The organism is Deltaproteobacteria bacterium (assembly GCA_005879535.1).
In the GTDB taxonomy this organism is placed as follows: Bacteria; Myxococcota; Myxococcia; order Myxococcales; family 40CM-4-68-19; genus 40CM-4-68-19.
Genome location: VBKI01000003.1, coordinates 1 through 12919, shown reverse-complemented (window position 1 = coordinate 12919; position 12919 = coordinate 1). Strand labels below are relative to the sequence as shown.

The window sequence follows — 12919 nt, the reverse complement described above, 5'->3', positions numbered from 1 at the left end:
ATCGGCGGCCTCGGTTTCGGACCGTTGCCTTCCGGGCCCCTGGTCATCTACAGCTCGGCACAAGGACTGCTCGAAGCGCCCATCTCCGCATCGGTCGACGAGTCCGAGAACCTGTGGGTGGTGAGCCACAGTGCCCTTTACCTCCTGCAGCCGGGCGCGAAGGTGTTCCGCCGCTACACGGCGCAGGACGGGCTGCATTTTGGTTCCGGCTACACGGAGAGCCCCGACATCACGCTGGTAGAGGGCGGAGCGAAGGGCGAATGCTTCGTCGGGTACTACGCGCGCGAGACGAACAGCTCGCTGTTGAAGGATGCGCACATGTGGAGCGACCCCTGGGCCCACATGGGAAAGATGGACCAGGTCCTGCTGCAGCCCGACGGCAAGCTGAAGGTCAACCGCTACGATCTGCGCAATTCGAACGACGGGCACTACTACGAGACGCGGACCATCATGAGCATGGTCTACGACCACTTCCAGCACCTGGGAAACCTCTACGTCGGATCGAATCACGGCGTCACGCGCATCATCCCGGCGAAGTACTATCCGCCGCCGCACCTCGACACGGACCCGTTCTATACCGGGGATGAGCGACAGTGGTACGCGGATCACGTGCACCCGGTGGCGTGCCTCCGCGCGCCGTGCACCGGTGACCCTGTACGTGATTTCATCACCTTCGGCGACTGGTTCGGTCTGGCACTCGGCCCGGATGGCCGCCTGTGGATGGGCGGGCTCGCGTCGGCGGGGGCGATCGGCTTCCGCGAGAAGCTCGATGACTGGGTGCACAGTTGGGAACCAGTGAACCCGTTCGTGCCTGCGTTCCAGTCGCCGCCGGTGTTCGTGCCGCCGCGCTACGGCGACCCGGTGAACATCCGCGGTGTGGCGGTGACGCACGACGGGGTCGCGTGGTTCGCCTCCGGCGAGGTGGAGAGCTGGCGCGGCCCTACCTACGGGATCGCCGCCTACGACGGCAAGCACTTCACCTACTTCGACCCCACGGCGCTCGGTGCCATCGAGTACAACATCCTCGAGCTGCAGGCGCTCCCCGATGGGCACCTCGTCCTCGGCTTTCCCAGTTCGGGGCTTCTCGTCTGGGATCCCGGCGACGTGAAGGGACATCGAATCACCCAGCGCGACGGCTTGCCCGGCGAGCGGATCGGTCGCATGTCGCAGGATCGGATGCACGATCCGCCGCTGCTGCTGGTCCCGACGGACGGCGGCCTCGCCATCTTCCGCGGCGTGCCCTGATGCCGACCTGATAACCTGCGCTGCCGTCCGGCAAGGGGGGCAGCGCCGATGACCACCGACCAACCAGGAGGCGGCGTCGCCGGAGGCAGGGACATGCGCCGCGCCGTCCTCGCGGTCGCCGGCGCCGCCGTGCTCTGGTCGAGCGGCGGCCTCTTCATCAAGCTCGCTCCGATGCCGGCGCTGGCGGTCGCCTGCGGCCGGTCGCTGATCGCGGGGGTGTTCTATCTGCTGGTCCTGCGCCCCAACCTGCGCGCCGCGCGATGGACCACCGCCGCGGCGTACGCGGCCTGCATCGTCACCTTCGTTTCCGCGACCAAGCTGACCACCGCCGCAAACGCGATCTTTCTGCAGTACACCGGGCCCGCTTACGTGCTTTTGCTCTCGCCGTTTCTGCTCGACGAGCCCTTCCGCCCCATCGATGCCGTCTGCGTTGCTCTCTCGCTTGCGGGCATGTCGCTGTTCTTCGTCGGCAAGGTGGAACCCGGACAGGCATTCGGAAACGTCGTGGCCATTGCATCGGGCGTCTTCTTCGCGCTGGCCATCGTGCTCTTGCGCCGCGATGCCAAGGGCGGAAGCGGCGACGCGCTCCCTTCCACCACGCTCGGCAACCTCCTCGCTGCCGCGCTGACGGCGCCCTGGGCGTGGCAGGCCGCTCCTTCGATGCTGTCGGTGCAGGGCGCAGCAGTGCTCCTCTACCTCGGCATCGTGCAGCTCGGGCTCGCGTACCTGCTCTTCACTCGAGGCGTGCGCCGGGTGCCCGCAGCGGAAGCGTCGCTGATCTCGATGCTCGAGCCGGTGCTCAATCCGCTCTGGGTGCTGATCGGATTCGGCGAGCGGCCAGGTCCATGGGCCATTGCCGGAGGCGCTGTGGTGATCGCCGCCGTGGTCGTGCGCACGCTCCTGCCGCAGCCTCAGCGCGCCTCGACCACCAGCGTATAGAGGATCGCCGCGGCGTCGTCGTACCACCAGTCGAGCGGTCGTCCAGCGGACGCGGACCGATCGGGAGCGGCGCCGACGGAAGAGGGAAATCCCGCCTTCCCCACCGCGAAGTAGTACGTGATCGGACCGAGCTCCATCTTCCAGGCGCTGCGCGACGCCCACTGGGGGCGCGGTTGCCGCGAGCGGGCGATCTTGTCCTGCGTAATCTCCTCCGGAGACTTCCCCGCCCAAGCCTTTTGCAATTCCTCGATCCGCGCCTGCACGGCGGCGGGCGAGCTCGGCTCCCACGCCAGCGCGGGCGCCGCGACCGCGACCAGGATTGCGAGGATGCGGGCGCGCATGGCGCAATCTAGCTACTTCATCGAAGCACGTTGCGCCAGACGTACTTGGTGCAGCCGGCCGTGCCCGTCGATCCGACGACGGTCCCGTCGATTCCGACCGAGACGCTGCTGACGCCGGGGAACGTGGCCGAGCCGCAGGAATTGCCCTGTGCGGAAACGATTCCGAGGGAGTTTCCCGTGTTCGGCATCACGGCATAAGCGTTCCCGCCGCGCGCGGGGATGAAGTCCCTGCTTTCGCCGAGCCAGGCGGGAGCGGGCCGCAACGCGGATTCGCCGGGCCGCACCACGCCCGCCCAGCGGCCATCGAGCTGGATGGCGAGGCCGCCGCCGAGCAGCGGTCGCGCCTTCACCGTGGTGGCGGTGCCAATCGCGAACGGCTGCCCTGCGCTTTGCCTCGCCATGTCGACCCAGATGCCGCTGACTGCCGAGCCGTTGCCCGTCAGTGCGAGCACCGCGCCGCTCGAGTCTTCCGCAGCCCCGCGCGGCATGAAGCTGCCGGCAACAATGGTGCTGGCGATTCCGCTCGCTGTGTCATCGACTTTGGTGACGGTGAGCGAGGTGGAGTCCGCCGACAAGGCGATGGCGCCGCTGCCGAACGCAGGCCCGATAGCGGTCGCGGCGGTGCTGCTCTGCTTGCCTGATCCCCCTGAATCCCAGAGCGTCACGAATTCGATCGCACCCGAGAGACCCATGAAGCCTGTTGGCTGGGCGAAGAGCTCCGCGGGCGCGTCGAAGGTACCCCAGCGCATTCCGTTCGGACCGAACGCCATCCACTGTTGCGGACGGGTCTGCGAGGGAGCGAAGGCGGCGATGAAGCCCGAGCCGTCGACGGTCGACAGTCCGCACGTGATCGGATCGTTGGCATTCGACGGGACATCGAACGCGATCGCGGTTCCGGGCGGCGCCGGCACGAGCCCGACGCACTCCGCGGCAACGCCGCCGTCCGTGCCTGCTCCACCGTCGGTGACGACGTCGGATCCCCCGCCGCCTCCGCCGGAGCCCGGTCCCCCGCACGCGACCCAGAACGCCAGCAACCAACCCGCCCAGCGCATGCCCGCCCCCCAGCAGCGGGAACGGTGTGCATCGGCTTCGGTGGGGTCTAGACCACGCCTATCAGCGAGACGTCGTCGCGTTCACTGATCGGCAGATCGAGAAACGCCGCCAGGACGTGCGCGGCCTGCTGCCGCCGCTGCTCCTCGAACTCCAGCTGCCCGCGCCAACGCAGCTCGGCGCAGACGGCATCCACGATCTGTAGAGGAGTCGGCGTATCGGGCAGCCGAAGCCGGACCACCCTGCGCAGCTCCTCCTCGTGCTCCGCGCAAAAGGCGGCGCAGAGCACCGCGTAGATGGCGTTGTCGATCTCGTTCTCGGTGAGCAGGCGCGTATCGGTCATGTCCCTGGTGTCCATGCCGCAGCTCCGTTGCGAGCCGCGCGCCAGGGGAGTCTCCGGTGGATCCGCGCCTTGCGCCCGTTTTCTGCCGTCCGACTCTATAGAACGTAGAAAGTTACGCGGTGGCCTGCGGCTGCATCGGACGGACCGCGGTGTAGCGGTTCTTGCCCGAGCGCTTTGCGCCGTAGAGGGCGCCGTCGGCGGAGTGAACGAGATCTTCGGGAGTTTCCACGTCGTCCGCCGGGTAGTAGGCGAGACCGAGGCTGGCGGTCACCCGGCAGACCTTGCCCGAGTCGTCCTGGAACCCGGCCTCGGAGATGGCGCGAAGGAGCCTTTCGCACACACGCATCGCGCCTTCCGGCGGCGTCTGCGGAAGGATCACGGCGAACTCGTCTCCACCGTAGCGTGCGGCGAGGTCGGATACGCGGATGCTGCGCGAGATCGCATTGCCGACGGCGCGCAGGACCTTGTCGCCGAGCACGTGGCCGTAGAGGTCGTTGATGGTCTTGAAGCCGTCGAGATCGATCATGGCGAAGGCCAGCGGCTCGCCGTGGCGGTCGGAGCGTTGCATTTCCTGGAGAAGCCGATCCATCAGGAAGCGCCGGTTGTAGAGGCCCGTGAGCGGGTCGCTCACCACCATCTGTTCCAGCGTCAGCTGGAGCTTGCGGATCCGGTCATGCGTCTGCTTCGTGCGCAGCAGCGCCCGCGCGCGGGCCAGCAGTTCCGCCGGATCGCAGGGGCGAGAAATGTAGTCGTCGGCGCCGAGTTGAAGGCCGCGAACGCGCTCCGCCGTCTCGCTGCGGTGCGAAGCCACCAGCACCGGGAGGAAATCGAGCTCGCTGGACTTCAGGCGGGGAAGCAGGTCGAGGCCGTCCATGTCCGGCAGCATGCGGCCGAGAACGACGAGGTCGGGATGGTCGGTAGCGAGATAGTCCAGCGCCTCGGAACCGCTGCACGCTTCGACGACCGACATGCCGGCCTCGGCAAACAGCGACCTCTGAAACGCGCGCTCCGACGGCTCTGCCTGCACGACCAGGACGCGGGTTTCATCCGCCATACAGTCCCCCCTTGCAGCAGATGCGTCGAGTTGTAGCAGAGCCCCTCCGCGCCAGGTATCCCACTTCGACGCCTCTCTCACCTGGGCGTAGATCTGCGTCCGCTATCCCACCGTGATCTTGCGTACGCCGCGAGCGGCGAGAAGCCCGAGAAGCCGCTTTCGCTGATCGCCCTGGAGGACCAGGGCGTCGCCTTCGACTGCGCCGCCGCAGCCGAGGGCCGCCTTCAGATCATTGAGCCACAGCGCGAGCTCGCGCACGGAGAGGTCGAGCTGCTCGACGGCGGTGACCTCCTTGCCGCCACGCCCTTTGCGCTCCATGCGCACGACTGCGCGCGCCGGCCCTTTCGGAGGCGCCGGTGGAGCGGGGGCGGGGCCAGCGGGAAGATCGCCGAGCTTTTCGCGGAGCGCGCCGAAGGGATTGTGGAACGGCTTCTTCTCGTCGCTCATGGATGCTCAGGCGCGGGCGCGTTCCCAGACAGCGGCGAAGAAGCCGTCGGTCCCTTCGAGGTGCGGCAGCGTGCGCCACGTCGTCACACGCTGGAACTCGGGATGCGCGCGATCGAAAGCGTCTGCGACGTCTTCGTTCTCGGCGCGGCTGATCGTGCAAGTGCCGTACACCACCCGCTTCGCGGCCAGCGGGGCGGCGGTCTCCAGAAGCTGGCGCTGGAGCGGCGGCAGCTCTGCGAGCGAGCGCGGATCGATGCGCCAGCGCACGTCCGGTCCGCGCCTCAGCACGCCCAGCTCGGAGCAGGGCGCATCGACGAGGACGAGGTCGGCAGGGCGAGGACGATCGACGATTTCGATCTGCCGCTCTGCGCCTGCGCGTCGCGCGCGGGTCCGCAGGCGCTCGAGGCGCTCGCGGTCGACGTCATACGCGAGCACGCGCGCTCCTTGCGCAGCGAGGAGCAGCGACTTTCCGCCGGCGCCCGCGCACAGATCGAGGACGGTCTCACCGGGCCGGGCGCCGACGAGATGGCCGAGAAGCTGGCTTCCTTCGTCCTGGGGCTCGAAGTGTCCCTCGCGCCAGGCGCGCGTCCCGAACAGGTTCGCCTGCGGACTGCGGACGAAGAGCGCATCCGGAGCACGGTCGGAGGGGACGGTATCGATCCCTTCGCGGGCCAGGCCCGACTCGAGCGCGCTGCGCCTGCACAGCAGGCGATTCGCGCGCAGACACACCGGGCCAGGAACTGCGATGGCGGCACAGAACGATTCCGCCGCGTCGCCGAGCTCGCGCAACAGATGCGCCTCGAGCCAGTCGGGAAGCGACCAGCGATCGGCGAGCCGCGTCGGCCGTTCGGTCTTCGCAAAGGCCGGCGCCGCTCCGGTGAGCGCGAGCGCGCGGTCCTCTGCAACGCCACCGAGGTCGCGCAGCAGCGATGCCAGCAGATTCGCCGGCGAGACGGAACCGGTCTCCCAGAGAAGCCGTCTTCGCCAGAGCGCGACGCCGAAGATCGCTTCCACCGTAGCGGTCCGTTCGTCGCGCGCCAGCTCACCGTGGCGCCGCAGCGCTCGGTCGACTTCGCGCTCCGCCGATGCGCCTTGCAAGACCGAGGCGATGGCGGGCAGCGCGACGTCCGCGCGGAGCGCGTCCCATGGCACCGTTCGCAATCGATCCACGCCAGCAGTATGTCGCATGAGCGACAGCCCGGTTGCCCGATCCTGCATGCAGACGCCGGAATCCGCATCTTCATCGCGATGGACGATCCCCGCCAGCTGCTGGAGGAAGGCCGCTTCGAAGAGCTCGCTCACGACGATCATCCGCTCTGGCGCGGCCTGGCGTTGCTGGAGCTGAAGCGGTGGTCCGAGGCTGCCCGTGCGTTCGAGGAGGCGCCGGACGCGGCGCAGAGCGGGACCATGCTCGAGCTCGCCGGCGCAGCGCGGTGGCTGGCGGGCGAGCGGGAGATCGGGGTGGAGCGATGGGTCGCGGCGCTGGACGCGGCATACGAGGGGCCGGCGAGCCGGCTGAAGCCGCCCGCACTTCTCGTGTATGCCGGCACGCGGCTCGCCGACTCGCGGTACGTGCTGCGGGGGACGCGCTTGTTGACCAAGACGTGGAAACCGAAGATCCAGCGCATCTGGCCGGGGCCGGTCGCCGGATTCCTGCTCGGCCACGTCGACGAGCAGAGCTTTCTCGAGGACGGATACTCGGATCCGGATCTGGAAGCGCGCAGGCTCGCGTCGGCGCATTTCTGGGCGGCGCTGAAGCAGCCGCAGAAGGCGCGCGAGCATTACGAAGCCGCGATCGAGAACGAAGGCGCCGCCGTGCTGGAAGTCGAGCACCATCTCGCCCACGGGGAGCTAGCCGCTGCCGCACCGTAGGTGCGGCTTTGCGGCGACTTCTTGAGGCTGTACAGGTTCAGCTGACATACCCCGCTGCCTGTAATCGGAAGAGGTGCGCATAGCGGCCGTTGCGCGCGATGAGCTGCTCGTGCGTGCCCAGCTCCTCGACCTGCCCGTGCTGCAGCACGGCAATGCGATCGGCGCGGCGCACGGTGGAGAAACGGTGCGAGATGAGAATCGCCGTGCGCTCCGCAGCGAGCTGCTGCAGGCGAACGAACAGCTCGTGCTCCGCCTCGGCATCGAGCGCCGCCGTGGGCTCGTCGAGGATCAGCACTTCGGAATCGCGCATGAACGCGCGGGCCAGCGCGATCTTTTGCCATTGGCCGCCGGAGAGCTCGTGTCCCTCCTCGAACCAACCGCCCAGCATGGTATCGAGCTTCTGCGGAAGCTGCTCGATCAACTTGCGCGCGCCGCCGTCGTCCACCGCCCGCTCGACCCGTGCCCGATCGTCGAGGGCGGGAACCCAGCCGACGCCCACGTTCTCGCGCGCCGTCCACTGGTAGCGGACGAAATCCTGGAAGAGCACGCCGATGCGATCGCGCAGGTCCCGGACGTCCATGTCGCGCAGGTCCGTCCCGCCGTAGAGGATGGCGCCTTCGCTCGGATCATAGAGGCGCATCAGCAGTTTGACGAGAGTGCTCTTGCCGGCGCCGTTCTCGCCGACCAGTGCGAGCTTCTCACCGGCAGCGAGCCGGAGGGAAACGCCTCGGAGCACCCAGTTCTCGCTGCCCGGATAGCGGAAGGAGACGTCGCGGAACTCGATCTCCTGCGAGCGAACGCGCGCGGGCGCGAGCGCCGGAACCGTCCGCGGCTGCTCCCCACCGGTCCCGATGTCCAGATAGGCGAAGAGGTTGGACATGAAGAGGCCGTCCTCGTACAGGCTGCCGATGGAGGCGAGCGCGGACTGGATGGCAGTCTGCCCCTGGCGAAACACGGAGAGGTAGAGCGTGAGATCGCCCAGGGTGATCGCGCCCAGGGCAGCGCGCACCGCCATGAACGCGTACGCGCCGTAGAAAGCGGTGAGCGAGACGAGCCCGAGCACCACTCCCGCAGCGCCCTTGCGCAGCGCCAGCGAACGGTCCTCGGCATAGAACTTCTCGAAGAGGGCGCGGTAGCGGCGCAACACCAGCGGCGCGAGATCGAAGAGCTTCACTTCCTTCACGTGCGAGTCGCGGGTGAGGATCCATTCCAGGTAGTTTTGCCGGCGTCCCTCCGGCGCGCGCCAGGTGTTGAGCCGGAACGATTCTCCGGAGAAGCGCGCCTCGGCGATGAATGAGGGGACCGATGCCGCCACGATCAGCAGCACCGACCAGGGGGAGAGCCGGGCGAGGAGGACGGCGTAGCTGGCGAGGATCAGCAGCTGCTGCAGGAGCGAAGCGGTCTCCAGCGCCATGCTGAGCGGGCGGATGCTCGCCTCGCGGCGGGCATTCTGCATCTTGTCGTAGAAGTCCGCGTCCTCGAAGTGGCGCAGCTCGAGCGTCGCGGCCTTCTCCAGGATCAGCGTGTTGACGTGGTTGCCGAGGGAGGCGCGCATCAGATCGCGCAGCAGCGCCTGCCCGCGCGACATCGCGGTGGACACCGCCATCAGGCCCGCTTCCAGCGCCACGAGGCGGAGCACGTGCCAACGCTGCGCCGAATCCCCGCTGCGGGCAGCGGCCACCACGGCGTCGACGATCAGCTTGCCCACCCATGCCATCGCCGCCGGCAAAGCTGCCTGGCCAAGCAGCAGCGCAATGAGTCCCACTGCGAACGCCCGGGAGGACTCGCGAACCAGCGCGAACGTGCGGGGAAGGTACCTCAGGTACTGCAGGGTCAGGCGGGTCCGTTCGCGCAACGAATCCGGCGGCAGCGCTCTGACCGATCCGTGCGCCATCAGTGCTCGAGGATCTCCTGCACCTTGGCCTTGTCCTCACGGTAGGTGAAGTGCTGGTAGAGCCAGAACGCGTTTTCGCGGTCGAGGATGCGGTCCTTGAGGATGGGCACCGCGGCGAGCTTGTTCTCTCGGTACACGATGTGGTCGATGATGACGCCGGCCATCGCAGAGGTGAACCACTGCTTTGCCGCGGCGCTGCGGAGCAGGTTGAGCTTGGCTTGATCGCCAGGCTCCTCGTCGAGGGCCTGGAGGAACCCCTTGAAGGCCTCGCGTGACATGGCCTGCGGCCCCTGCGGGACGTCGACGAATCGCAACGACGCCACCTGGCCGGCGCGGGCCTGAACCTTGGCCTCGCGCACCGCGCCCGACGGAAGACGTGCGCCGATCATGTACCAGTGGTCTGCCTCGGCCTTGACCGCCATTGGCGCGGTGTCGCGCCCGACCAGCGCCTGGCCCTCACGGATGTCCACCCGCGCGCCCGGTGGAGCTGCTACCTCGATCAGCGCCTGACCGTCGGTTTGCGTCCGGTAATCGACGGCGACTTCCTCGCCCACCGGCGGCGGCAGGGGGACCACGGTGACGGGATTCGCGGCGGGCGGTGGCCCCATGCGCGCCTCCCGCTCCGGGCCCTTGCAGGCGGCAACGAGGACGAGCAGCAAGCCGAGTCTTTTCATGCCGGTTCTCTTAACGGGACTTCAGGACTTCGCCATTCTTCATCACGAATTGGACGTGCTCCAGCGTGGAGATGTCCTTGAGCGGGTCGGCCGCCACGGCGATCAGGTCGGCGAACCTCCCTGGCGCGATCGATCCGACGTTGCTTCCCTCGCAGCCCGTGGCCTGTGGCGGGCAGATCGGATCGAGCAACGCCGCGGCGACGCTGGTGGCGGACTGGATGGCGGCCATCGCCGTCATGCCGTACCTCACCATGACGGAGAGCTCCTTGGCCTGGTTTTCAGTCCAGGCGTAGCCGCCGACGTCGGTGCCGTAGGCAATCCGCACGCCTCGCTTGAGGGCTTTCGCAAACGCTTCGCGTTCCATCGCGATCAGGTCGGGCCAGATCCCGCCCCGTCCCTGCGCGACGTACATGCCGACGTAGATGGTCGGGCACCAGTAGACGTTCTGCTTCACCACGCGATCGATCAGGTCGTCGGTGAGACCGTCGCCGTGCTCGATGCTGTCGACCTTCGCGGTGAGCGCCGCATCGATGCCGTCCCATGCCATGGCGTGCGCCGCGACCTTGCGACCGAGGCGGTGGGCCTCGTCGACCATTGCCTCCAGCTCGGCGCGGGTGAAGTTCACCCAGGACCGCAAGGGCCGTTTGGGATCGTTCGTCTTGTAGTACTTGCGATCGGAATAGAACTTGATCCAGTCGGCGCCGTACTTCACCTGCTCGCGGACGGCTTTTCGGATGGCGTCGGGGCCGTCCATGATCTGCACGCCTTCCGGCAAGTGCTGCAGCTCCCAGGAGTAGCCGAGCAGCGGGTACGTGCCGGTCGGCGCGAACGCGCGCGTGGCGACGAACATCCGCGGCCCGGGGATCACACCGCGGGCGATGGCCGTCTTGACATCGACGTCGGCGTACATCGCGCCCTCGGTCTCCAGGTCGCGGATGGTGGTGAAGCCGTTCATCACGGCGGTGCGCACCGCGGCGGCGGCGCGCAGGGTGCGGTACGGGATGCTCTCCTTGAGGAGCTGCTCGTCGTAGTCGGCCGCGGTGATGTCGCCTTGGAGAAGGACGTGGGTATGGGCGTCGATCAGGCCGGGGAGGAGCCAGGACTCGCCGAGATCGATCACGCGAACTCCCGGCGCCTGGAGCTCGGCGGCTGGGCCGACTTTCGCGATGCGGTCGCCTTCGACGAGGACCGCGAGGTCGTTGCGGGGCGAGCTCGAATGCCCGTCGATCAAGTGCGCAGCCTTGATCAGGACGCGCTCTGGCGGCCGCGGCGGCGGGGGCGTCTCGCGGGGAGCCTGGGCGAGGAGAAGGACCGCGAAGAGCAGCATGGCGCCGACGCTCGCATGGCGCAGATGTGCGCGCAACCGGCGACCACCACCGCCACACTGCAGATCCCGCGTTTACGGCCCTCCGTCTGCCGTGAAGAACTGCGTTTCGGTCGCGCTCGAGAGCTTACCGTCGTTGACAGTCAAGCCGACCGTGTATGCCCCTGCCGTCGTCGCAGTGAACGATTGACCAGGGTCCGTGCTGTCGTTCCGGGGAAGGTCGACGCCGACATTGGCGGGATCCCGCACCGTCCAGTGATATGTGAGCGTCTGATCGAGGCCGCATCCCGTCGTCGGCGCCGTCGTCGATAAGAACAGGATCTGGTTGTCCTGATCGGCCGACAGGCCACCGTCTAGTTGCACTGTGATGCCGACTGCGCCAGTCGGCGGTGTCATTTCGAAGAAGGCGACAGGCGGGTTGAGGCCGCAGTTGCCCTCCACCGGTACCGCGGCCGTATCGGCCGTGACGTTCTGGTGCGCCGGGGTCGTGATGTCGAGGTGCACACCGTATTGCCCGACCACCGTCCCGCCATCAATATTCTGCGTTCCGACATCCGGCTTGAACGTGAAGCTTAAAGTACCGCCGGTCGCGACGTTGGTAGCCGAGAACGCGCGGAGACCTGCGTCGCTGTTGAACGGGCGGAGCAGCGTGGCTGAATTGACTTGATAGCTGCCGCAGGACGCTCCGGGCGGATCGTCTACCTGGACGGTCATGCTGACGTCGTTATCCAAATAGAACGGGATCGGTACCGTGCCCACCGGGAGACCGGCGTTGGCAGCGGGCGGACCGCCGTCCTCCGGATTCGGATACGCGATGTTCAGCGAGTCCGTGAATGGAGAGCCACCGTCGCCGACGATGCGGATGACGGCATCCAGCGATTGCGTGGCGGTGACCACCGTCAGAAGAGGTGTAGTCGCCGCGCAATTCGCCGTATCGAATGCGGCCGGTGCACTGGCGAGACTCTGCTTAGCCCCGTCGGATACGCTGTAGGTCACCTCATAATGTGACGCCGCTCCTGCAGGAGTCAGCACAGCCCTCGAAGTGGTCGAGGCTGGCGCTTGGAATTCCCCATCGGCGGCGCTCGTATTCATGGTCGCATGCCACGAATAATTGAATGTCGGCGTGCCGAAGCAGGCGGAGGTTGCTGTCCCTGCCTTCAGGCCAACTACATCACCCGCGAAGATCGTCGGCGCACCGGAAGCGGCCCCGTTGACACTTACAATTGTTGGAGCATTCGCCGTCGGCGCGTCGCAGGTCGCGTTTACGGTTCCGTCCGCACCGCCGCTCTGGCCGTTGCCGGACACGGTGAGGCGGACGGCGTAGGACTTCGACTCCGCCGGTGTGAACGTGCTCGGATTGCTCGTCGACGTGGAGAACGCGGTCGCCGCGGCCTCCACGGACGACCAGGCGAACGTGTACGCCGGCGCGAACCGGGAAGGGCACTTCGTTGGATCGGAATCGTCGGAGAAATGCGCTCCCGTGGCCGGTAACGCCGTCAATGTCCATGGATCCATCGGCAACGCCCCGGCCGTTTGCGTCGCTGCCGCTGTGGCCGAAATCGGGCTCGCTCCGCAGGCGTCGCTGGCGAAGTCATGCGACCTCGTTCCCAGGTGGTTCCACTGATCCCTGACCTGGAACGTCAAAGCGTAACTGCCGTTCGGGATCGTCGAATGGAATGTCGCTGTCGCCCCCAGGTTGGCGAGCTGCGGGGTGGAGTCGTTCGTCGTGAGCGCCC

The 12919-nt window shown here is 67.6% G+C and carries 10 protein-coding genes and 1 pseudogene; 3 read left to right on the top strand and 8 right to left on the bottom strand.

Translation table 11 applies throughout. The features are described from left to right. Window positions 1–24 precede the first annotated feature (24 nt). Window positions 25–1245 (top strand): hypothetical protein, encoded by a 1221-nt coding sequence (locus E6J58_00120; protein ID TMB44459.1) that lies wholly within the window; start codon window positions 25–27, stop codon window positions 1243–1245. A gap of 93 nt (window positions 1246–1338) precedes the next feature. Continuing rightward, window positions 1339–2305: pseudogene (locus E6J58_00115) on the top strand (EamA/RhaT family transporter). A 237-nt stretch (window positions 2306–2542) separates the two neighbouring features. Here E6J58_00115 and E6J58_00110 read toward each other — a convergent pair. The 5 genes from E6J58_00110 to E6J58_00090 form a co-directional block, all read right to left on the bottom strand. After that, on the bottom strand, window positions 2543–3577 hold the full coding sequence (locus E6J58_00110; GenBank protein TMB44458.1) for a hypothetical protein: 1035 nt from the start codon (window positions 3575–3577) through the stop codon (window positions 2543–2545). Between the two features lie 47 nt (window positions 3578–3624). Further along, window positions 3625–3933: a hypothetical protein gene (locus tag E6J58_00105; protein ID TMB44457.1), complete on the bottom strand. Its 309-nt coding sequence runs from the start codon at window positions 3931–3933 to the stop codon at window positions 3625–3627. 97 nt (window positions 3934–4030) lie between these two features. Further along, complete coding sequence (locus E6J58_00100) at window positions 4031–4972, bottom strand: diguanylate cyclase (GenBank protein TMB44456.1); 942 nt, start codon at window positions 4970–4972, stop codon at window positions 4031–4033. A gap of 102 nt (window positions 4973–5074) precedes the next feature. Further along, window positions 5075–5419: a translation initiation factor gene (locus tag E6J58_00095; protein TMB44455.1), complete on the bottom strand. Its 345-nt coding sequence runs from the start codon at window positions 5417–5419 to the stop codon at window positions 5075–5077. 6 nt (window positions 5420–5425) lie between these two features. Continuing rightward, window positions 5426–6607 (bottom strand): RsmB/NOP family class I SAM-dependent RNA methyltransferase, encoded by a 1182-nt coding sequence (locus E6J58_00090; protein TMB44461.1) that lies wholly within the window; start codon window positions 6605–6607, stop codon window positions 5426–5428. A gap of 60 nt (window positions 6608–6667) precedes the next feature. Between E6J58_00090 and E6J58_00085 the strand changes: the two genes are divergently transcribed. After that, window positions 6668–7291, top strand: a complete 624-nt coding sequence (locus E6J58_00085) for a hypothetical protein (protein ID TMB44454.1) — start codon at window positions 6668–6670, stop codon at window positions 7289–7291. 37 nt (window positions 7292–7328) lie between these two features. On the opposite strand, the gene E6J58_00080 is transcribed toward E6J58_00085, so the two are convergent. The 3 genes from E6J58_00080 to E6J58_00070 are packed head-to-tail and all read right to left on the bottom strand — an operon-like array spanning window position 7329 to window position 11186. Then, window positions 7329–9185, bottom strand: coding sequence for an ABC transporter ATP-binding protein (locus tag E6J58_00080; protein ID TMB44453.1), 1857 nt, complete (start codon window positions 9183–9185; stop codon window positions 7329–7331). After that, window positions 9185–9859 (bottom strand): DUF4476 domain-containing protein, encoded by a 675-nt coding sequence (locus E6J58_00075; GenBank protein TMB44452.1) that lies wholly within the window; start codon window positions 9857–9859, stop codon window positions 9185–9187. The genes E6J58_00080 and E6J58_00075 overlap by 1 nt, the downstream gene beginning before the upstream one ends. Window positions 9860–9869: 10 nt before the next feature. Continuing rightward, window positions 9870–11186, bottom strand: coding sequence for an amidohydrolase family protein (locus tag E6J58_00070; GenBank protein TMB44451.1), 1317 nt, complete (start codon window positions 11184–11186; stop codon window positions 9870–9872). Window positions 11187–12919: the final 1733 nt, after the last annotated feature.